General features: G+C 66.4%; 14 protein-coding genes. 6 read left to right on the top strand and 8 right to left on the bottom strand.

The window, feature by feature from the left end; genetic code table 11:
* The first annotated feature begins 38 nt into the window (after positions 1–38).
* From folK to panB, 3 genes are all read left to right on the top strand, one after another.
* Positions 39–578 (top strand): 2-amino-4-hydroxy-6-hydroxymethyldihydropteridine diphosphokinase, encoded by a 540-nt coding sequence (gene folK, locus U5A58_RS08100; RefSeq protein WP_321961043.1) that lies wholly within the window; start codon positions 39–41, stop codon positions 576–578.
* Entirely contained in the window at positions 575–1267 is a 693-nt protein-coding gene (locus U5A58_RS08095; RefSeq protein WP_321961042.1) for a deoxynucleoside kinase, read from the top strand. The genes folK and U5A58_RS08095 overlap by 4 nt, the downstream gene beginning before the upstream one ends.
* An 84-nt stretch (positions 1268–1351) precedes the next feature.
* On the top strand, positions 1352–2167 hold the full coding sequence (gene panB / locus U5A58_RS08090; protein ID WP_321961041.1) for a 3-methyl-2-oxobutanoate hydroxymethyltransferase: 816 nt from the start codon (positions 1352–1354) through the stop codon (positions 2165–2167).
* A 79-nt stretch (positions 2168–2246) separates the two neighbouring features.
* Here panB and pabB read toward each other — a convergent pair whose 3' ends face one another.
* From pabB to hrcA, 7 genes are all read right to left on the bottom strand, one after another.
* Positions 2247–4148, bottom strand: a complete 1902-nt coding sequence (pabB, locus tag U5A58_RS08085) for an aminodeoxychorismate synthase component I (RefSeq protein ID WP_321961040.1) — start codon at positions 4146–4148, stop codon at positions 2247–2249.
* 55 nt (positions 4149–4203) lie between these two features.
* Positions 4204–5340, bottom strand: a complete 1137-nt coding sequence (gene dnaJ / locus U5A58_RS08080; protein WP_321961039.1) for a molecular chaperone DnaJ — start codon at positions 5338–5340, stop codon at positions 4204–4206.
* Between the two features lie 282 nt (positions 5341–5622).
* The gene (gene dnaK / locus U5A58_RS08075) at positions 5623–7581 is read right to left on the bottom strand and encodes a molecular chaperone DnaK (protein ID WP_321913109.1); all 1959 of its coding nucleotides are present in this window, start codon (positions 7579–7581) and stop codon (positions 5623–5625) included.
* Between the two features lie 240 nt (positions 7582–7821).
* Entirely contained in the window at positions 7822–8412 is a 591-nt protein-coding gene (grpE, locus tag U5A58_RS08070) for a nucleotide exchange factor GrpE (RefSeq protein ID WP_321934245.1), read from the bottom strand.
* A gap of 551 nt (positions 8413–8963) precedes the next feature.
* Positions 8964–9371 carry an RNA-binding S4 domain-containing protein gene (locus U5A58_RS08065; RefSeq protein WP_321961038.1) on the bottom strand — a complete coding sequence of 136 codons (408 nt, stop codon included), beginning with the start codon at positions 9369–9371 and terminating at the stop codon, positions 8964–8966.
* A gap of 37 nt (positions 9372–9408) precedes the next feature.
* Complete coding sequence (hemH, locus tag U5A58_RS08060) at positions 9409–10476, bottom strand: ferrochelatase (RefSeq protein ID WP_321961037.1); 1068 nt, start codon at positions 10474–10476, stop codon at positions 9409–9411.
* 239 nt (positions 10477–10715) lie between these two features.
* On the bottom strand, positions 10716–11735 hold the full coding sequence (gene hrcA, locus U5A58_RS08055) for a heat-inducible transcriptional repressor HrcA (protein ID WP_321961036.1): 1020 nt from the start codon (positions 11733–11735) through the stop codon (positions 10716–10718).
* A 233-nt stretch (positions 11736–11968) separates the two neighbouring features.
* On the opposite strand from hrcA, the gene U5A58_RS08050 reads away from it, so the two are divergent.
* Together U5A58_RS08050 and recN are read left to right on the top strand one after the other, a co-directional pair.
* Positions 11969–12880, top strand: a complete 912-nt coding sequence (locus U5A58_RS08050) for an NAD kinase (RefSeq protein ID WP_321961035.1) — start codon at positions 11969–11971, stop codon at positions 12878–12880.
* A gap of 106 nt (positions 12881–12986) precedes the next feature.
* Complete coding sequence (gene recN / locus U5A58_RS08045) at positions 12987–14666, top strand: DNA repair protein RecN (protein WP_321961034.1); 1680 nt, start codon at positions 12987–12989, stop codon at positions 14664–14666.
* Positions 14667–14723: 57 nt separating this feature from the next.
* On the opposite strand, the gene glnE is transcribed toward recN, so the two are convergent.
* Positions 14724–17543: a bifunctional [glutamate--ammonia ligase]-adenylyl-L-tyrosine phosphorylase/[glutamate--ammonia-ligase] adenylyltransferase gene (glnE, locus tag U5A58_RS08040; RefSeq protein WP_321961033.1), complete on the bottom strand. Its 2820-nt coding sequence runs from the start codon at positions 17541–17543 to the stop codon at positions 14724–14726.
* A 341-nt stretch (positions 17544–17884) separates the two neighbouring features.
* Here glnE and U5A58_RS08035 point away from each other — a divergent pair, with 341 nt between their 5' ends.
* Positions 17885–22366, top strand: coding sequence for a YhdP family protein (locus U5A58_RS08035; protein WP_321961032.1), 4482 nt, complete (start codon positions 17885–17887; stop codon positions 22364–22366).
* The last annotated feature ends 99 nt before the right edge of the window (positions 22367–22465 follow it).

The following is a 22465-nucleotide window of genomic DNA, read 5'->3' as shown; positions in this document are numbered from 1 at the left end:
TGTGTCGAACAGCAACAAAAGTCGCAGGAAGTGAAGCCATGACGGTTGCCTGGCTGGGAATTGGCGCGAATCTGGGGGATGCGCGCCAAACCCTCAAAGACGCGGTGGTGTGCCTCGCACAACAGCACACCCTCACCGTCGTCGCCAAATCGAGTCTGTACCGCACCGCGCCCATCGACGCGGGCGGCGACGACTATTACAACTGCGTCGTGAAGATCGAGACGAGTCTCGACGTTCACGCGCTGCTCGCGCTTTGCCAGCGCGTGGAGCATCACTTCGGCCGGGAGCGTCCCTTTCGCAACGCGCCCCGCACGCTCGACATCGACATCCTGATTTACGGCAACGCCTCCATCGACGAAACCGACCTTGTCGTGCCGCATCCGCGCATGACGGGCCGCGCATTCGCACTCGTGCCGCTCGTCGAGATCGACCCCGAACTCGTGATTCCGGGCCTGGGGCCTGCCAGCGCGTTTCTCGCCGCCGTGGCCGACCAGCGCATCGAGAAGGTCAAGCCACTGTGCCAGTGCATGGGCACAGCGCCCGCGCCGGACACACCGCCCGCCGGCAACTGCCGATGAGCACGCCCCCCCTGCCCGTCGTCAGCGCGCGCGCCACGCGGCCCGCGGCGCTCCAGTACATCGTCATCGAAGGGCCGATCGGCGCGGGCAAGACCACGCTCGCCACGCGCCTCGCCGAACGCTGGTCGATGCAGACCCTCTTCGAATCGAACGCAGACAATCCGTTTCTGGAACGCGTCTATCGCGACACGGCGCCATCGTCGCATGCGCTCGCCGCGCAGTTGCATATCGCCTTGCAGCGCGAGCAGCTGTCGCGCGAAGTGGCCATGCGCCGGGCAACGAACGCGCCGCTCGTGACGAACTTCCTCGCTGAACGCAACGACCTCTTCGCACGACTCACGCTCGCCGAAGACGAACTGCCGCTGTACCGCGCGCTCGCCTCGCGTTTGACTTCGTCCGCGCCTGCACCCGACCTCGTGGTCTATCTGCAGGCGAGCCCCGAGGCGCTCTACGCGCGCATCCAGAAGCGGGCGACACCGCGCGAGCTGCCTATCTCGAGCGCCTTCCTGCGTGCGCTCTGCGACAGCTACAACGATTTTTTCTATCATTACGATCATGCGCCGGTGCTCACCGTCGGCGCGGAACATCTGGATCTGCTCGATTCCGATGCGGACCTCGCGCTCGTTGCCGAACGTATCGAGACGATGCGCGGCCGTAAGGAATCCTTCGTCAAGGGCACGTCGCTATAGCAGTTTCAACGGCTCGATCGACTCGATCGATCGAACGAGCGGCGCAGCCCCTCCCCGTTTTTCCCTTTCCCAACGGATTTCCCCATGACTTACCTGCAGGAAACGAGCCGCAGCGCGGTCACCGTGCCCAAACTCCAGGCCATGCGCGACGCCGGCGAGCGCATCGCCATGCTGACCTGCTACGACGCGAGCTTCTCGGCGCTGTGCGACCGCGCGGGCGTCGATACGGTGCTGATCGGCGACTCGCTCGGCAACGTGCTCCAGGGCCACAGCACGACGCTGCCCGTCACCATCGATGACATCGCGTATCACACGGCGTGTGTGGCGCGTGTGCAAACCAAGGCGCTGATCGTCGCGGATCTGCCGTTCGGCACCTTCGGCACGCCCGAAGACGCGTTCGCGAACTCGGTGAAACTCATGCGCGCCGGTGCGCAGATGGTGAAGATCGAGGGCGGCGAGTGGCTCGCGCCCACGGTGAAGATGCTCGTGGAGCGCGCCGTGCCCGTGTGCGCGCACATCGGCCTTACGCCCCAGTCGGTCCATGCATTCGGCGGCTTCAAGGTGCAGGGCAAGAGCGACGCGGCCGCCACCCAGCTGATTCGCGACGCACTCGCGCTCCAGGACGCGGGCGCTCAACTCGTGGTGATCGAGGCCGTGCCCGCGGCGCTCGGCGCGGAAGTCACGAAGCAGGTGCGCATTCCGACGATCGGCATTGGCGCGGGCGTGGACTGCTCGGGCCAGGTGCTGGTGCTGCACGACATGCTCGGCATTTTCCCCGGCAAGCGGCCGCGCTTCGTGAAGGATTTCATGTCGGGTCAGCCCGATATCGAATCGGCTGTGCGTGCGTACGTGCAGGCGGTAAAGGAAGGCACGTTCCCTGGCCCGGAACACGTGTTCTGATCCGGCGATTTTGCTTCGCAGAAAAAAAGCGCGCTCCAGATTGAGCGCGCTTTTTTATATGGTGCGTTCTACGGCCGCTTCATCGCATCAATCGCGCCGGCACTGCGCCACGCAGCGCGTTCGTCAGCATCAAGGCTTCGGCGTTGAGCACATCGTCGCGCGTAAGCACGCGCTCTTGTGCGCCGAACGCTTCGTCGTCGAGCAGCACGCCGCGCATCACGCCTGGCAGCACGCCCGAGGCGAGCGGCGGCGTGAACCACTTGCCGTTCAGCTTCACGAAGACGTTCGAACGGCCGCCTTCGGTCAGCTCGCCGCGCTCGTTGAAGAACAGCATGTCGAAGCCGCCCAGCGCTTCGGCCTCGCGCCATGCGCGATCGAATTCGGCGCGGCGTGTGGTCTTGCGCAGCAACAGCGCGTCGGCGGATTCGATCGGCGCAAAACCGTGGTCGGGCGCGAGCAGCACGCCCACGGTATCGTGCGCGAGCGCGAGCGCGGCGAGCGGCGCGCTCGTCAGCGTGGCCGCCCCGCTCTTGCCGAGCGCGAGGCGCATACGGTGCGGCGCGTGATCGTCTGCAAACGTGGCGCAAGTTTCGTCGATGCGCGCGCGCATGGGTTCCACGTCGCATGGGAAACCGAGCCACGCAGCACTCGCCGCGAGCCGCGCGAGATGGCGCTCCACGTGGCGCACGCCGCCAGCACGCGTCGCATACATTGTTTCGAAGCATTCGATGCCCGGATCGGCATCGGTCAGAAAACGGGCTTTCAAGCCGCACTCCTCGTATTCGTCGGCGGCCACGCTGTCGAGCACGATGCCCGCGCCTACACCCATTTCGCCACGCCGCGCGCCTCCTGCGCCCCTGGAAGGCGCATCGAGTATCAACGTGCGGATCACGACCGAGAGGCAAAAGTCGCCGCAAGTCTCGTCTGCCGCCGGCGCTTCGAGCCAGCCTATCGTGCCCGTGTACAGCCCGCGCGGCGCATGCTCGAGTGCTTCGATCAGCTCCATCGTCCGATGCTTGGGCGCACCCGTGATCGACCCGCACGGAAAGAGCGCGCGCATGGCGTCGGCGAATGTCGTGCCTTCGCGCAGCGTCGCTTCCACCGTCGAGGTCATCTGCCAGACCGAAGCGTACGGCTCCACGCTGAAGAGCGCCGGCACGCGCACCGAGCCTGTTTGCGCGACGCGCGAGAGGTCGTTGCGCAGCAAGTCAACGATCATCACGTTTTCAGCGCGGTTCTTCGGATCGCTCGCGAGAAAACGCGCGGCGGCGGCGTCTTGCTGCGCATCGGTGCTACGCGCGGCCGTGCCCTTCATGGGTTTCGCGCGCAACGTTTCGCCGCGCTTCTCCACGAATAGCTCCGGCGAACACGAGAGCACCCAACGATCGCCCGGCAACGCGATCAGCGCGCCGTAACGCACACGCTGACGCTCGCGCAAGCGGCGGTAAAGCGCGAGCGGCGAACCATACGCCTCGAAGCCGAGCCGATATGTGTAGTTGATCTGATACGAGTCGCCCGCGCGCAAGGCGTCCTGCACGGCGGCGATGTCCTGCTCGAAGCGCTCGCGATCGACACCGATCGTCACGCCCGCCACGCCTGCCGGCGCGGGTGCTTCATTGCCCTCTTGCACCGCGAGCCACGCATCGGCCTCGTCGCGCGAGCGCTTTTCGCACCGTTCGAACAATAAAAAACGCAGCGCGGCGTGGCCGTGCTGCGTTTCGATGGATGAAGCTGTGTCTCGTTTCGCGAATTCGAGCGTGCGCCCGAACTCGTAGTCGCCGATCACGAGCGCATGAAGTCCCGCGCTCAGTTCGGCATTCACCTGCGAACACACGGCGTCGAGATCCGCGGCGCGCTCGCAGGCAAGCTCGCGCACGAACCCCGTGTAGAGGCGGCTCGAGCGGTTGTCCGCAGTCGAGTCGCCGTCGTCGAGCAGCGCGAAAATTGCGGCACCCGCCGCGCCGCCAGGATTGACTGCCATTGCGCTAACTACCTGCTCATTACCTGTTACTGCATGGTGACGCCGGAAAAGCGCATCAGTCGAAGAAGCTCTTCACGCGGTCGAACCAGCTCTTGCTTTGCGGGCTGTGGCGCGAACCGCCTTCCACGAGCGACTTTTCGAACTGCTTGAGCAATTCGCGCTGGTGATCGGTGAGCTTGACCGGCGTTTCCACCTGGACGTGCACATACAGATCGCCGGCAATGCTCGAACGCAGGCCCTTGATGCCCTTGCCGCGCAGACGGAACGTCTTGCCCGACTGCGTGCCTTCGGGCACCGTGAAGGTCGCGCGGCCCGCCAGCGTCGGCACTTCGATCTCGCCGCCGAGCGCCGCCGTGGAGAACGGAATCGGCATCTGGCAGTGGAGGTCGTCGCCGTCGCGCTCGAACACCGCGTGCTGCTTGATGTGAATCTCGACGTACAGATCGCCCGACGGCCCGCCATTGATGCCTGGCTCGCCGTTGCCGGCCGAGCGAATGCGCATGCCGTCGTCGATGCCCGCCGGAATCTTCACTTCGAGCGTCTTGGTTTCCTTCACCTTGCCCGCGCCGTGACAGTTCGTGCACGGTTCAGGAATGTAGGAACCCGTGCCGTGGCACTTCGGGCAGGTCTGCTGAATGCTGAAGAAGCCCTGCGACATGCGCACCGAACCCGAACCGTGGCAGGTCGGGCAGGTTTCGGGCTTCGTGCCGGGCTTCGCGCCCGAGCCGTGACAGACTTCACAGCCGCTCCAACCCGGTACGCGAATTTGCGTCTCGTAGCCGTGCGCCGCCTGCTCCAGCGTGATTTCCATGCTGTAGCGCAGATCCGCGCCGCGATACACCTGCGGGCCGCCGCGCTGGCCGCCGCGGGCGCCGCCTGCGGCCTGGCCGAAGATATCGCCGAAGATGTCGCCGAAAGCGTCCGCGAAACCGCCGAAGCCCTGCGCGCCAGCGCCGCCCATGTTGGGATCGACACCGGCGTGGCCGTACTGGTCGTAAGCCGCGCGCTTTTGCGAGTCCGACAGCATTTCATAGGCCTCTTTGGCCTCCTTGAAATGCTCTTCCGCATCCTTGTTGTCCGGATTGCGGTCGGGGTGGTACTTCATCGCGAGCTTGCGATACGCCTTCTTGATTTCGTCGTCGCTCGCGTTCTTCGCGACGCCCAGAACCTCGTAGTAATCCCGTTTCGCCATATCGGTTCAACGCCGGCCTCGCGCTTCACGGCGCGCGCCGGCTCCTCTTGAATGCTGGATCTCGTGACCCGTTTGCCGTTCCTTCGAACATCCGCGCGGGCATGTCTCACGCCGCGGCGGCCCCTGAAAGAGAACGGCCTCCATAAAACAAATGTGCCCGGAGAGCCAGATGGCTCGCCAGGCGCTGCAATGCTGACACGCATCGTAACCGATGCGGCCGCTTTCGTAGCACCACGACCGTTCGCTGATCAGGCAAAACGGTCATGGCCGCCACGAACCGGCTTAGTCCTTCTTGACTTCCTTGAACTCAGCGTCGACCACGTCGTCGGCGTTGTTCTGCGCGCCTTGTTCGGCTGCACCGGCACCTGCTGCACCCGCACCCGCTGCACCGGCCGCGCCGGCTTGCTGCGCCTGCATGTCGGCGTACATCTTTTCACCGAGCTTTTGCGAAGCGGTGGACAGCGCCTCGACCTTCGCCTCGATCGTCGCCTTGTCGGCCGACGAGCTCTTCAGCGTTTCTTCGAGATCCTTCAGTGCGGCTTCGATCTTTTCCTTCTCGGAGGCGTCGATCTTGTCGCCGTACTCGGCCACGGCCTTCTTCGTGCTGTGCACCAGTGCGTCGCCCTGGTTGCGCGCATCGGCCAGCTCACGCAGACGGTGATCTTCTTCCGCGTTCGCTTCGGCGTCCTTCACCATCTTCTCGATTTCGGCTTCCGACAGACCCGAGTTCGCCTTGATGGTGATGCGGTTTTCCTTGCCGGTCGCCTTGTCCTTCGCGCCCACGTGCAGAATCCCGTTCGCGTCGATGTCGAAGCTCACTTCGATCTGCGGCACGCCGCGCGGTGCGGGCGGAATGCCTTCGAGGTTGAACTCGCCCAGCAGCTTGTTGCCCGCTGCCATTTCGCGCTCGCCCTGGAACACCTTGATCGTCACGGCCGACTGGCTGTCGTCCGCCGTCGAGTACACCTGTGCGTGCTTGGTCGGAATCGTGGTGTTCTTGTTGATCATCTTCGTCATCACGCCGCCGAGCGTCTCGATACCGAGCGAGAGCGGGGTGACGTCGAGAAGCAGCACGTCCTTGCGGTCGCCCGACAGCACCTGGCCTTGAATCGCGGCACCGACTGCAACAGCTTCGTCCGGGTTCACGTCACGGCGCGGGTCCTTGCCGAAGAACTCCTTCACCTTTTCCTGCACCTTCGGCATACGCGTCTGGCCGCCGACGAGAATCACGTCGTCGATGTCGCCGACCTTCACGCCTGCGTCCTTGATCGCGACACGGCACGGCTCGATGGTGCGCTCGATCAGGTCTTCGACCAGCGCTTCCAGCTTGGCGCGCGTGATCTTCAGGTTCAAGTGCTTCGGACCCGAGGCGTCCGCCGTGATGTACGGCAGGTTGATTTCGGTCTGCTGGCCCGACGACAGTTCGATCTTGGCCTTTTCAGCGGCTTCCTTCAGGCGTTGCAGCGCGAGCACGTCCTTCGACAGATCGACGCCCTGCTCCTTCTTGAACTCACCGATGATGTAATCGATGATGCGCTGGTCGAAATCTTCGCCGCCGAGGAACGTGTCGCCGTTGGTCGAGAGCACTTCGAACTGCATTTCGCCGTCAACGTCCGCGATTTCGATGATCGAGATGTCGAACGTACCGCCGCCGAGGTCGAACACGGCGATCTTGCGGTCGCCCTTTTCGGCCTTGTCCAGACCGAACGCGAGCGCGGCTGCCGTCGGTTCGTTGATGATGCGCTTGACTTCCAGACCGGCGATACGGCCTGCGTCCTTGGTTGCCTGACGCTGGCTGTCGTTGAAGTACGCGGGAACCGTGATCACGGCTTCGGTGACCGGCTCGCCGAGGTAGTCTTCAGCGGTCTTCTTCATCTTGCGCAGCACTTCAGCCGAAACCTGCGACGGCGCGAGCTTCGAGCCATGCGCTTCGACCCATGCGTCGCCGTTGTCGTGCTTGACGATCTTGTAGGGCATCAGGCCGATGTCCTTCTGCACTTCCTTCTCTTCGAAGCGGCGGCCGATCAGGCGCTTGACTGCGTACAGCGTGTTGCGCGGGTTGGTGACCGACTGGCGCTTGGCCGGCGCGCCGACCAGCACTTCGTTGTCGTCCATGTAGGCGATGATCGACGGCGTCGTACGAGCGCCTTCCGAGTTCTCGATCACCTTGACCTGATTGCCTTCCATCAGCGCCACGCACGAGTTGGTGGTGCCGAGGTCGATACCGATGATTTTGCCCATTTTTCTCAAATCTCCAGATTTTGATCGCTGTGCGGACGCCGCTTTCGCGCTGCGCAGGTAACTGCATGCTCGAGCCGCGTTTTCCCTTGTGCGCGGCTGGCGTCCACTTCAATACGGAACTGCTGCCCAAATAAGTGCCGTTACGGCGATTTCAAGGGGTTTGGGCTATGCGTTCCATCATTTTTTTCAATTGCGGGGCCTTTTTGCTGCCTTCAGGCCCTCGCATTTATTACGTTTCCCTTACTTCGGTGCCGAAACGGTCACGAGCGCCGGACGCAGCACGCGGTCGGCGATCACATAGCCCTTTTGCAGCACACTGACCACCGTGTTTGCTTCCTGCTCGGACGGCACCATCGAGATGGCCTGGTGGCGGTGCGGGTCGAACTTCTCGCCAACGGGGTTGATGGCGAGGACACGGCCCTTCTCGAGCGCCCCGGTCAGCTGCTTGAGCGTGAGCTCGACGCCTTCGTTGACCTTGGCGAGGTCGTCCGAGTTATGGGCGAGCGCGGCTTCGAGGCTGTCCATGACCGGCAGCAGATGTTCGGCGAAGTTTTCGATGGCGAACTTGTGCGCCTTGGCAACGTCTTCCTGCGCGCGGCGGCGGACGTTCTCCGTCTCGGCCTTGGCGCGCACGAACGCGTCCTGCAATTCGGCGACCTTCGCCTGCGCTTCGGCCAGTGCGGCTTCGGCAAGGGCCGCGGCGTTCTGGTCCACGCCGCCTTGGGCTGCCTGCTCGGCCGCCTCAGCCGCTTGCGGCTGGGCTGCTGCTTGCGACGCCTCGTCCGCGGGCGTGGGGTTCTGGCTCGTCGGGTTCTCTTGCGTGTTTTCCATGTCGCTGAACGTCGTTGAATAGTGAAAAAGGGAACAAAGCGTCGGGCGCCGTTTTGCGGCCCTCCCTGCTACGCCGGCGACCGTTGCGCCGGCGCGACATTGGCTTTGTACATTGCGACAGCACATGGGTGCCGGATCGCTTGTTTCAAGAGGCTCCCGCGGCTTTTTTATACAGAGATCAAAGCCGCGAAACTGCCCGTAACAATCATTACTGCACCGCCGCAAAAATGAAATTGAGTACGGGACATCCCTGACCTACACTCAGGAACAGGTGCTGCTCACGGCGCGTTTACCCTGAGCCTGGCACCGCACCGAATGGGCCTGCGGTCAGCAAATTTGTTAAGCGGCTTCGCTGCACATAAAAACGCTAACCGGGCCCCGAAACTGGCCGTTTTGCCGCGATCCCAAGGGGAGTACCGTGAAACTGACCTTTGCCATATCGGTGGTCGCGCTGGTACTCATCGCCGGAACTACGACCATCTGCATGTCGGGCGCCGTGAACGAAAACACGACGGAATACGGGGGCGTGCACGCTACGATGGAAGCGCTGTTCAACCCTCACGCGAAAGTTTGTCGATAGTGCGGCGGTCGCGCTTGGTCGGCCTGCCTTGCAACACGGCAGCCGGTTCGCGAAAGAGCCGGCGCCGCTCCTGTTCCGCCGCGCGCCTCTCGCGCCCGGCCTCGGTTTCCGCGTAGAGCGTTTGCGCGATGCTGGCCGGGCCGCGCACCTCGCAAATTCCCCGCACCTGCACTTCCCACACCACATGATCGATCTCAATTTCGACGAGGTCGCCCACGCGCACGTCCTTCGATGCCTTCACGGCGTCGCCGCCAATGCGCACGTGCCCCTTGCCTACGGCGTCCGAGGCGAGCGAGCGCGTCTTGAAGAAGCGCGCCGCCCATAGCCATTTGTCGATGCGCAGCCGCGCGCCAGGTTCAGTCGAAATCTTGTAGTTCATCAGAGGCTTTCCGCAATGCGCCGCTCAATCTGCAGGGTCACGCCACCGCACCGGCCGGCGCCGCGGCCTGCACCGGCCAGCCCTGCAGGTGTTGCGCAACAATTTCGCCCAGCGCCGCGATCCACGCGTGCGAAGCGTTCAGGCACGGGATGCGATGGAATTCCTTGCCGCCGGCGTGCAGGAATTCGTCGCGCACTTCCATGCCGATTTCCTCGATGGTTTCAAGGCAATCCGCCGTGAAACCGGGGCAGAACACGTCGGCGCGGCGCACGCCGCCCGCCCCCAGTTCCCGCAGCGTGGGCGCCGTGTACGGCTGCAGCCACTGCGCCCGCCCAAAGCGCGACTGGAAGGTCACCCGGCATTCGACCGGCGTTAGCTCCAGCGCATGCATGAGTAGCGCGGCCGTTTGCTGACACTGGTCGTGGTACGGGTCGCCCAGATCGAGCGTGCGGCTCGGCACGCCGTGAAAGCTCAGCACGAGGCGGTCGCCCGCCGCGAAATTGGGCTTGCCGTGCGCATGCCAGTACTGATGCACCTGGGCCGCGAGCGCCGCGATATACGCCGGATGGTCGTGATAGCCACGCACCGTGCGGACTTCCGGCTGGTTGCGCATGCGGCGCAGCGCAACGAAGGCCGCGTCGAACGCCGTGGCCGTGGTCGACGCCGAGTACTGCGGATACATCGGCATGAGCAGGATGCGTTCCGCGCCCGCCAGCTTGAGCTGGTTCAGCATCGCCGGGATGTCGGGCGTGCCGTAGCGCATCGCGTAATCGACGAGGACCGTGTAGTCGTTGATCTGCAGCAGGTGGCGCAGGCCCTCGGTCTGCTTTTGCGTGTGCACGCGCAGCGGCGAGCCCTCGGGCGTCCAGACCGCCGCATACTTCTTCGCCGACGAACGGCCGCGAAACGGCAGGATCAACGCGCGCAGGATGACCTGCCAGATCGGGGCCGGAATCTCGACCACGCGCGGATCGGACAGAAACTGCGCGAGATAGCGGCGCACGGCGCGCGGCGTGGGCGCGTCCGGCGTACCCAGGTTGATGAGCAGCACGGCGACGCGATGCGCCGCGGCGGACTGCGAAGGCCGCTCCAGGTCGAAACGCATAGGCGATCAGTGGCGCCGCGCGAGTGCGCAGCAACGGTTACACGAAACAATCATTATAGCGGGCGGTCCAGGCGGCCCAAACCGGCCCGCGCCGGCGCGGGTTACCGTGCGTTGTCAGCGGTTGCCTGAGTTTGCCTGGCATTGGCCGTTCGGCCGATGGCGCGCGGCAAGCGTTTCGGGGATGATCTTCGGAAAGACAGATGGGCCTGATAGCCGATGCAGCGGGCCGGTGGCGGCGCTCAGTTCTGGCTGAGCGTGAGCGAGAGCAGGCGCGCGGTGATGTCGACGATCGGAATCACCCGGTTGTACGCCATGCGCGTCGGCCCGATCACGCCGAGTGTGCCGACGATCTTGCCGTTCACCTCGTAGGGCGCCGTCACCACGCTCATTTCCTCGATCGGCACGAGTTGGGACTCGCCGCCAATGAAAATCTGCACGCCCTGCGCGTGGCTCGAGACGTCGAGCAGCTGCAGGAGGCTGGTTTTCTGGTCGAACACGTCGAAGAGCTTGCGCAGGCGCGCCATGTCCGACGAAAGATCGGCCACTTCGAGCAGGTTGCGTTCGCCGGAAATGAGCAAGGTGTCGCCGCTTTCGGGCTCTTCGGTGCTCGCGGTCACGGCCGCGTGCATAAGCGAGGTCATGTCGCCGCGCAGCGCGTCGATTTCCTCGCGCAGGCGGCGGCGCACCTCGTCGAACGACAGGCCAGCGAAGTGCGCGTTGATGTAATTCGAAGCTTCGACGAGCTCGGAAGGCGAGAAGTCGCGCTGCGTCGCCATGATGCGGTTCTGCACGTCGCCTTCGGGCGTCACGATGATCAGCAGGATGCGCTTGTCGGACAGGCGCATGAACTCGATCTGCTTGAACACGTGGCTGCGCCGGGGCGTCAGCACCACACCCGCGAACTGCGAGAGGTTCGAGAGCACGCTGGCGGCGGCCGCCACCACTTTCTGCGGCTCGCCCGGGCGCAGCGTGGTCTTCACCGCGCGCGTGAGCGCGTCGTCGTCGGAGCTGGGCTCGACGGTGAGCATGGTGTCGACGAACAGGCGATACCCGCGCGGCGTGGGCACACGCCCCGCCGACGTATGCGGGCTGGACACGAGACCCAGCTCCTCGAGGTCAGACATGACGTTGCGGATCGTCGCCGGGCTCAATTCCAGGCCGGAATAGCGCGACAGCGTGCGCGAGCCGACCGGCTGACCTTCGGCGATGTAGCGCTCGATCAGCGTTTTGAGGAGGGTTTGTGCGCGAGGATCTAGCATGACTCAAAATTTTAGCCTAACGGCGGGTTGGCCGCGAGTGCGCCGCCAGACCGGGCCTCGCGGGCGTACCTTCGGCTCAGGGTGCGGCGCCCCGGTACTTCGCGCGATACCTCGCGCCTTGTCATCGCCGTGTCACCGGCGGCGGGCTGGAAGGCGCGGCGCGCAAGGCCCGGCGGGCCTGTCCCGGTCTGCGCCAGGTTCTTTTCGCGACGTGACTATGGTGTAATGCCGGCATGCAGATCCAGAAGATCCAGAGCCAGTTCAAGACTGTTGCGCTCGTTGGGCGCAGCAATACGCCAGGCATCGCCGAGCCGCTGATGGCGCTCGCCCAGACCATTTCGAAGCGCGGCTTCGAGGTCGTGTTCGAAGCGCAGACCGCAGAGGAAATCGGCGCGCAAGGCTATCCCGCGCTGCAACCTGCCGAGATCGGGGCGCGCGCGGACGTGGCCGTCGTGCTCGGCGGCGACGGCACGATGCTCGGCATCGGCCGCCAGCTCGCGCCGTACCGCACGCCGCTCATCGGCATCAACCATGGGCGGCTCGGCTTCATTACCGACATCGCGTTTTCCGAGATGCAGGAGGTCGTGCCGCAACTGCTCGCGGGCTCGTTCGAGCGCGAGGAGCGTTCGCTGCTGGAGTCGCGCATCACGCGCGACGGCGACCCGATCTACCACGCGCTCGCCTTCAACGACGTGGTCGTGAACCGTAGCGGCTTTTCCGGCATGGCCGAACTGCGCGTGAACGTGGATGGCCGCTTCATGTACAACCAGCGCTCGGACGGTTTGATCGTCGCGACGCCCACCGGCTCGACCGCTTACGCGCTCTCGTCGCAGGGGCCGATCCTGCATCCGCAGCTGCAAGGCATCGTGCTCGTGCCGATCGCGCCGCACGCGCTCTCGAACCGCCCGATCGTGCTGCCCGACGACTCCAAGGTGAGCATCCAGATCGTGGCGGGCCGCGACGTCAACGTGAACTTCGACATGCAATCGTTCACGGCACTCGAACTGAACGACGTGATCGAGGTGCGCCGCTCGCGCCACACGGTGCCCTTCCTGCACCCGGTCGGCTATAGCTACTTCCGCACGCTGCGCAAGAAACTGCACTGGAACGAGCACCCCTCGCTGCAGGGCGATCCGGAGGACTAAACCCGCGTCTTCGCGTGAAGCGCGCGTGGTCGTTGCCACGCAGTTGCCGCGCTACCAGCAGTCCCACGGTAACCCAAGCCAACCAAAACAAGCAGAACCAGACGCCATGCTTCGCCATCTTTCGATTCGCGACTTCGTGATCGTCGCGGCGCTCGACCTCGAATTCGACAGCGGCTTCACCGTGTTTTCCGGCGAGACGGGCGCGGGCAAGTCGATCCTGATCGACGCCCTCGCCCTCACGCTCGGCACGCGCGCCGACGCGAGCGTCGTGCGCACGGGCGAGAGCCGCGCCGACATCACCGCCGAGTTCGATGTGCCGCCGCACGCTGCCCTTTGGCTCGATGAGCAAGCACTCGCGAACGGGGACGGCGAGCAGACCGTCATGATGCGCCGCGTGGTGGATAGCGGCGGGCGCGCGCGCGCCTTCATCAACGGGACGCCCGCGACGCTCGCGCAATTGCGCGAACTGGGCGAAATGCTCGTGGACATCCACGGCCAGCATGCGCACCAACTGCTCATGCGCCCCGACGCACAGCGCGAACTGTTCGACACGCACGCAGGCCTCACGGATCTCGCCGCAACCGTCACGAGTGCGTGGCGCGACGCACGCGACGCACGTCTCGCGCTGCAAAGCGCCATGTCGCGCGACCGCGAACTGCAGCTCGAGCGTGAGCGCCTCGCGTGGCAGCTCGCCGAACTCGACAAGCTCGCGCCGCAGCCGGGCGAATGGGAAGAAGTGAACGCGGAGCATGTGCGGCTTTCGAACTCGGCCAACCTGATCGAAGGCGTGCAAGGCGCGCTCGCGGCGCTCTCCGAATCCGACGAGGCGATGCTCTCGCAGCTGAACTCGATCGTCTCGAAGCTGCGAAGTCTCGCCGAGGTCGACGCCGAACTCAACGACGCGCTCGCGGCGCTCGAACCGGCCGCAATCCAGATCCAGGAAGCGGCGTACTCGCTCTCGCACTACGCGCAGCGTCTCGATCTCGATCCGCAACATCTCGCGCAGGTTGAACGGCGCCTCGACGCGCTGCATTCGACGGCGCGCAAGTTCCGCCTCCCGGCAGAAACGCTGCCCGAGGAACACGCGGCACGCCGCCAGCAGCTAGCGGCGCTCGACGCCGCGGCCGATCTCGACGGCCTGCGCGCCGCCGAGCACAAAGCGCAGGAAGCGTATCTCGTGCAGGCACGCCAGCTTTCGAAGGCGCGCGCCAAGGCGGCGAAGGCGCTCGGCGCGGCGGTCACGCAGGGCATGCAGGAACTGTCGATGGCGGGAGGCAGCTTCGAAGTCGCGCTCGTGGCGCTTGGCAACAGCTCGACTGGCGAGCCGATCGGCGGTGCGCACGGTCTGGAGCAGATCGAATTCCGCGTGGCGGGCCATGCCGGCGTGCCGCTGCGCCCGCTCGCGAAGATCGCCTCGGGCGGCGAACTCGCGCGCATCAGTCTCGCGCTCGCCGTGATCGCGAGCGCGGCGAGCCCCACGCCCACGCTGATCTTCGACGAAGTCGATACGGGCATTGGCGGCGGCGTGGCCGAAGTGGTCGGGCGTTTGCTGCACCAGCTCGGGCGCGCGCGCCAGGTGCTGTGCGTCACGCACTTGCCGCAGGTCGCGGCGCGCGGCGATCACCACTTCCAGGTGGCGAAGTCCGGCGACGGCAACGGCGGCACAGTCTCGGCCGTCACGCCGCTCGACAAGGGCGGCCGCGTGGAAGAAGTCGCGCGCATGCTGGGCGGGCTGGAGATTACCGCGACCACCAGGCGCCATGCGAAAGAGATGTTGGCAGCTTGAGGAAGGCTGTGCCTCACGCGCCAGCCGCACCGGCCATTGGCGCGTAGCGCACTCGCCCTAAGCCTCCCCGCGCTCCCCGAACACCCGCCTCCACAACGCCAGCACCGCCTCGCGCTCGCGCTCCACGCGCGCCGGATTCACACGCGCCTTCTCCATGCCGTCGAGGCGCAACTGGTGCTGCAGCTTTCGATAAAGCCGGTACGCCGAGCCTATCGTCTCGGCTTCCTCCTCGCTCATGAGCCCGAAGCGCGACACCTCGCGCAGCAGCGCGATATTGCCCGTGTTGCGGATCAGTTCGGGGTCCTGCGCCGCGTGCAGCAGCACCCAGTACTGTACGAGAAACTCGATGTCCACCATGCCGCCGCGGTCGTGCTTCAGGTCGAAGAGTTCAGTGCGGTTCGGGTGGCCGTCTTCCACGCGCTGGCGCATTTCGACGATTTCCTTCGCGAGCGGCGCGGCATCGCGCGGCGTGGTCAGCACCTGCACGCGGATCGCCTCGAACGCGTTGCCGATCGCGGCGTCCCCGGCCGAGAAGCGTGCACGCGTGAGCGCCTGGTGCTCCCAGACCCACGCCGTGTTCGCGGCGTCGCCTTCGCGCAACTGGTAGCGGCGGAACGCGTCGAGATCGGTCACGAGCAGCCCCGACTCGCCGTTCGGCCGCAAGCGCAAGTCGACGTCGAACAGCGTGCCCGCACCGGTGGCCGTAGTGAGCCACGTGATGAGGCGGCGCGCGAAGGTCGCGTAGATTTCCGAGGCGTGCTCGTCGTCGTCTTCGTACAGGAAGATGATGTCGAGGTCCGACGCGTAGCCCAGTTCCTTCCCGCCAAGCTTGCCGTAGGCGATCGCCGCGAAGCGCGGCACCTCGCGATGGCGCTTCGCGAACCGCTTCCACACGGTCTCGATGGTCACGTCGAGCACGGCGTCGGCAAGCTCGGAGAGCCGGTCGCTCACGTGCTCGACCGACAGCCGTCCCGCCAGGTCGTTGAGCAGGATGCGGAACACTTCGGCCTGGTGCGCGTGGCGCAGCAGATCCATCTGCTGCTCGACGTCGGCGGCGGCGGCCAGACGCGCGCGCAACAGGCGCGAGAACTCGGGCCAGTCGAAGGGCGTGGCCATCGCCTCGTCGTCGAGCAGTTCGTCGAGCAGTTGCGGGTGGCGGATCAGGTAGCCCGCCGCCCAGCGCGAGCCGCCCAGCACCTTGAGCACGCGGTCGAGCGCGTCCGGATATTCGCAGAGCAGCGCGAGATACGCGCCGCGCCGGATCACCGCTTCGAGCAGGTCGAACATGCGCGCGAGCGTGTCGGCGCGCCGCTCGCGCGGCTCCAGCGTAGGCGCGGATTCGAGCGCGCGCTGCGCGACGCTGTCGAAGCGCTCGCGGCTCTTTTCGGGAAGCCCGGCGTAACGCGACGACTGCCAGAGCCCTCGCAGACGCGCAAGCAATGGCGCCGGGTCGTCGACACCCAGCTCCATGAGGCGTTCGAGCAACGAGTCGTCGGCGCCCTCTTCCGCGAGCGCGCCGCTCCACACCCACGCCGCTGCGCCGTCTTCGGAGGCGCGGCACCCGCCCTCGCCGCCGACCTTGTCGGAGAAGATCTGCACGAACTGACGCTCGACCTTGTCGCGGTGGCCGTCGAGCGTCGTCATCAGCGCGGCGTAGTCGGCGAAGCCCATCGATTTCGCGAGCGCGGCGCGCTCCTCGGCGTCGACGGGCATGGCGTGCGTTTGTGCGTCGTCGCGGTACTGCAGGCGATGCTCCAGTTCGCGCAGAAAGTTGTAGGCGCGCGTGAGCTCGCCGCACACCTCGGGCGCGATCAGTCCGCGCGCGGCGGCGTAGCCGAGCACGGCGAGCGTCGGACGCACGCGAAAGCCCGCGTCCTGCCCGCCGCGAATGAGCTGGAACACCTGGGCGCTGAATTCGATCTCGCGAATCCCGCCGCGCCCGAGCTTGATGTCGTCGGCCTTGTCGGGGCGCATCATGGCGCGCCGCTGCGCTTCCTGGCGGATCTGCACGTGCAGCGAGCGGATCGCGCTGATCACGCCGAAGTCCAGATAGCGCCGGTAAACAAAAGGCTTCACGAGCGAATCGAGCTGGCGCGCCAGACGCAGCGCGCTGTCGCTCTCGTCTTCGGAAACGAGCCGGCCTTTGATCCACGCATAGCGCTCCCACTCGCGGCCCTGCACATAGAAGTATTCTTCAAGCATGCCGAGGCTGCACACGAGCGGCCCGGAGTCGCCGTTCGGGCGCAGGCGCATGTCGACGCGAAACACGAAGCCGTCGGCCGTCACGTCGCTCAGCGCGGCGATCAGGCGCTTGCCCACGCGCGTGAAGAAGTCCTGCGTGGCGATGGGCGAGCGCTGGCCGCCCGTGGTTTCGCCGTCGTCCTCGTACACGAAGATCAGGTCGATGTCCGACGAGACGTTCAACTCGCGGCCGCCCAGCTTGCCCATGCCCACCACGCCGAGCGTGAGGCGCTCGCCGTTCGGGCCGCGCGGCTCGCCGAAAAGCGTCTCGAGATCGGCGCTCACGCAGGCGAGTGCGCGCTGGATCGTGAGTTCGGCGAGATCGGTCATGCTGCCGGTCACTTCGGCGACGTCGGCCACGCCGCCGAGATCGCGCTCCATCACGGCGCAGATCACTTCCACGCGCAGCTGGCGCAGGACTTTCTTCAACTGCTCGTCGTTGAGTGGCGTGCCGGGCGCAGCGTTTGCTGCAGCAAGCAGTTGGCCGCTCAGCGCGTCGAGCCGCGCGACGATGCGCTCGCGCGAGATCGGCGCGGCGGCCAGCGCCTCGACCTGTGCCGCCAGTTCGGGACGCGCAGCGCAAGCTCGCGCTGCATAACGGGAATAGCTGGAACTCAGAAGAGGGATGTCAGTCATGAAGTGCTGCTTGCCGGGAAGGCCCGCTGTCCGCTGTTGTTTCGCCGCGCGCGCCTGGGTTGATGACGGTGCCGATGCGACGATGCCGATATCGATGGTTCGACCGCGAGGGTTCGCCCCGCCACATGACGCACGCACTACACACACGGCACGCACCGACCGCCTGCTGTTGCGCCTCGACTCGCCAATGCGTCCGGCATAGTCGCCGCTGCAGTGCAAAAAAATCATGCGTATCACGCGCCGCACGGCCATCCTGGGTTCCCCGGATGGGCGTTTTGACGGCCCTCTGTGATACATTTCGTCGTTAGAACGCAACGCTACCATACCCCACCCGCCGCAGCATGTCCGAGCGAAACGATCACGCCGGCCTACCCCAATCTGGACATGCCAGCCAGGCTACGGAGCCCGGGGGCCCGCACCATCATCACCCGGTCCTGCGCCACACGCTGCGCGTGCTGGCGATCATCGCGCTCGTCCTGTATTTCATCGTCTCGGTCCTGCTGCTCGGGCTGCGCTACGTCGTGCTGCCGTACGTGGACAACTTCCGTCCGCGTATCGAGCAGCTCGTCTCCTCGAAGATTCACGCCGAATTCCGCATCGGCAAGCTCGCGCCGCATTGGTCAGGCTTCCAGCCCGGCATCGACATCAGCGATCTGACGATTCGCGACCGCCACGGCAACGTCGCGCTCGACGTGCCGCATGCCACGGCCTCGGTGTCATGGCGCTCGGTCGTGCTGTTCGAACCGCTGCTCTCGAGCATCGTGGTCGAGCAGCCCGATGTGCACATCGCGCGCGAAGACGACGGCACCCTCACCGTGGCGGGCGTGCCGGTGCCCACCGCACATACGGGCAACGCCACCTTCACGACGTGGCTCATGCGCCAGGAGGCCATCGTGCTGCGCGGCGGCACGCTGCGCTGGCACGACGCCACACGCGACGTGCCCGACCTCGCGCTCTCGCACATTCGCCTTGCGATTCTCAACGACGGCTACGATCACCGCGTCGCGCTCCAGGCGCCGGCCGAGGGCACCGTGCTGCACGGCCCGCTCGACTTCCGCGCGCACTTCAGGCACGCGCGCAACGCGCAGGCCGGCAAACCGATCAGCTGGACCGGCGACACCTATCTCTCGACCGGCCCCGTCGATTTGCCCACGCTCTCGCGCTACATCAACATCCCGATCGCCACCTACGGCGGGCGCATCGACAACGCGATCTGGGCGCACTTCTCGAACGGGCGCATTCTCGAAGCGAGCGGCGCGCTCGAAGGCACGAATGTTTCGCTGCGCACGCGGCCCACTCAGCCGCTGCTCGACCTGCCGGTCGCGAGTTTTCACTGGAGCATCGGCATTGAGCCCGGCGACTACGTGCTCAAGCTGCGCGACTTCCACGCCGAACTCGGCCAGCCGCCCCTCGACGACGGCACGCCGCTCACGCGCTCGCTCGCGCTCACCACGCTCGACGCGCGCTTTCGCCAGCAAACGCTCCAGCACGGCCAGCTGATGAGCGTGCGAGGCGACCGCATCGATCTCGGCATCCTCGCGGAGTTCATGCGCGCGCTGCCGCTGCCCGGGCGGGTGCAGGGCGCGCTCGTGCGCTTCGACCCGCGCGGGCTGGTGGCGAACTACGACCTCTCCCTCGAGCGTGCGAAACCCGAGTCGGGCGAAGCGGCCGCCGAGCAGCGCTCCACGAGCGTCGAGCCGGTCACGCACTACCGCTTCAAGGGCGACCTGCAAGGCATCAGCGTGAACGCGCAGGAGCCGGGGCCGGGCCTCACGCCGCGCGGCCACCCGCGCGCGGGCCTGCCGGGGGTCGAGAACCTCTGGGGGCACATCGACGCCGACGAGTCGCACGGCACCATTGACCTCGACACGAACCAGGTGGCCATCACGCTGCCCGGCGTGTTCGACAATCCGCGCCTCACGTTCGACCGGCTCTACGGCGCGGCCAAATGGACCGTGGCCGCCGAGCGCGAGCCCGGCAACCGGCTGAAGTCGTTCACCGTCGACGTCGCGAACCTCGGCGTGGAGAACGCCGACGCACGCGCGAAAATGACCGCGCACTACACGAATCCCGGCAAGGGGCGCGGTTCGCTCGACCTCGTCGCGCACTTCGATGAGGCCAAGGTCAAGGCCATCCCGCGCTACCTGCCGACCGCCATCAGCGAGAAGACGCGCATCTATCTCGGCCACGGGCTGCAAGCAGGCATGTCGAAGGGCGGCACGATCGAGATCCACGGCGACCTCACCAAATTCCCCTATTCGCGCGACCCCGAGGCAGGCCAGTTCCGCATCGTCGCGCCGTTCACGGGCGGGCGCTTCGACCCGTCGCCGTTCCCGCCGCGCAAGATGCGCAACGGCGCGCCGAACGTCTGGCCAGCCTTCGACGGCATCAACGGCATATTCAAGCTGCACGAGAACAAGCTGCGCTTCGACGTCGATCGCGGCCATTACCGCAACTTCGTGCTGCGCAACGTGAGCGGGCGCATCGAGGAGCTGGGCATCAAGGGCTCGGATATCGTGATCGAGGGCAGCGGGCGCGGTCCGCTCGCGGACCTGCTCGACTACGCGGACAACAGCTCGATCGGCTACATGGCGAAGCACGCCACCGCGAAGGTGCAAGCGCAAGGGCAGTCCACGCTCGCGCTCAAGCTCACGATCCCGCGCCATCCAATGCCGAAGGTGCTGGTCGAAGGTGCCATCGGCTTCGAGAACAACACGCTTACGGCGAAGAACGTGCCGCCGGTCTCGAACCTCACCGGCCGGGTGCGCTTCACGACTCACACTGCCAACGTCGACCGGCTCACGGCGCGCTTCCTCGGCGGCGACCTGCGCGCAAGCGGCGCAATGCGCGACGACGGGCACTATGCGGTGAACGTGGCGGGCGACGTGGCAGTCGACGCGGCGCGCGGCCTGAACCTGCACGGCATGGCGGCGGCGGCGGTCGGGCGCCTTTCGGGCGCGGCGCCCTACTCGCTCTCGGTGGCCGGCCAGCGCGGCCGCCTGCCCGACGTAAAGGCCAACGCCGATCTCACCGGCCTTGCGCTCGACCTGCCCGCGCCGTTCGGCAAGGCGGCCGGCACGCCGATGCCGCTGGACTTCGAACTGCAGCCGGGCACGGGCGCGAGCGCCGAATCCGCCAGCAGCGCCGACGCCAAGGCCGACGACGCCGCGTTCGAACATGCAGAGCTCACGCTCGGGCCGCTTGCCGCGCGTTACGTGATGCGCCGCCATCCGGGCCGCATGCCCGAAGTGGTGCGCGGTGCGATCGGTATGAACCGGCCGGCCGATCTGCCCTCGGAAGGCGTGACCGCCGCCGTCGATCTGCCCACCTTCGACGCCGACGCCTGGCGCGCCGTGGTGCAGCAGATGCGCGGCACGGCGGCAGCACAAGCCCAGGGCTCGACGCCTGCGCGCGCAGCGGCCACGCCGGTGCCTCCGCCGCGAACCGCGGCTGAGCGGGCGGCAGAACGGCAAGCTCAAAACGCCGCTGCTGAGGCTGCCTCCGCAGCCTCAGCAGCTTCCGCAGGCGCCGAAGCGGCGGCGGTCAACCCCGCTGCCGCGCCGCAAAACCCGGCATCGGCCACGGCGGCAGCGGCGGCCGCACCCACCGCCGCCTCGTCCCCGCTCGCCCCCAATAGCGCGGTCGGCCAGTTCCTGCCGTCGCGCTTCGCCGTCCACGTCGGCACGCTCACGCTGCTCAAGCGCCACTGGGAGAACGTCGTGCTCGGCGCGTCGCGCACCGGCGAGCGCGGCAACGAATGGCAGGCGAACGTCGCCTCCAACCAGGTCTCCGGCCATGTCTCGTGGAAGCCGGGCGCCGTGCCGGGCGCGCCCGGCACGCTCGAAGCGCGGCTCGCGCGGCTCACCGTGCCCGCCGCCACCGAAAACGACCTGCTCGGCCAGGCGATGTCGCAGCCGGCGCTGAACATGCCGTCGATCGACCTCGTCGTGAACCAGCTCATCGTGCGCGAGCGCGATCTCGGCCGCCTGCAGGTGAACGCGCACAACTTCGACGACAACGGCGTGCCGGTCTGGCAGCTCGACCAGCTCGACATCAGCAACCCGGACGCGCACCTCACCGCCACGGAAAACTGGCGCGCGGTGGGCGACACGGCCGCCGGCGACGACTCGGCCGCCGCCGGCATGCAAACGCCGCGCCGCACCGCGCTCGACTTCCATCTCGACATCAAGGACGCCGGTGCACTGCTCGTGCGCGCCGGCAAGCCGCACGTGCTCAAGAACGGCTCGGGCACGCTCTCGGGCAACCTGGCGTGGCAAGGCGGCCCCACGAAAATCGACTTCCCGTCGCTCAACGGCAACCTCACGCTCGACCTGCGCCACGGCCAGATCCTCAAGGTCGATCCGGGCGTGGCGAGACTGCTTGGCGTGCTGAGCCTGCAAAGCCTCGCGCGCTTCGCGACGATGGACTTCCGCGACATCATCGGCGAAGGCTTGCCGTTCACGAGCGCGACGGCCACCGCGCAAATCCATAACGGCATTGGCAGCACCAACGACTTCAAGCTCGTGACCGCCCCCGGGCGCGCGACGATGATGGGCAGCGTGGACCTGGCGCACGAAACCCAGGACCTGCGCGTACACGTGGTGCCGACGGTCAGCGCGGGCGCGGGCGTGGTCGCGGCGACCATCATCAATCCGCTCTTCGGCCTCGGCGCGCTGATCGGCGACGTCGTGCTCTCGCATACGCTCGAGCACGCATTCGCGATGGACTTCGCGATCACGGGCCCGTGGGCCAAACCGCACGTCGAGCGGCTGCATGGCGATCAGGGTAAGATGGACGCGCAGACGCCGGCCACAGTGCACTGAATTGCGCATTGAATTGAGCACCGAATTGCGCACTACCGGGCCGCGCCGCGGGCGCGCAGCATGCGCCCCATGCACCCCGAACCCATTCAAGACTTGCCG

It is taken from the genome of Paraburkholderia sp. J7 (genome assembly GCF_905220155.1).
GTDB lineage: Bacteria > Pseudomonadota > Gammaproteobacteria > Burkholderiales > Burkholderiaceae > Paraburkholderia.
Note: the sequence above shows the minus strand (reverse complement) of the source record. Positions and strands in the feature narration are given on the sequence as shown.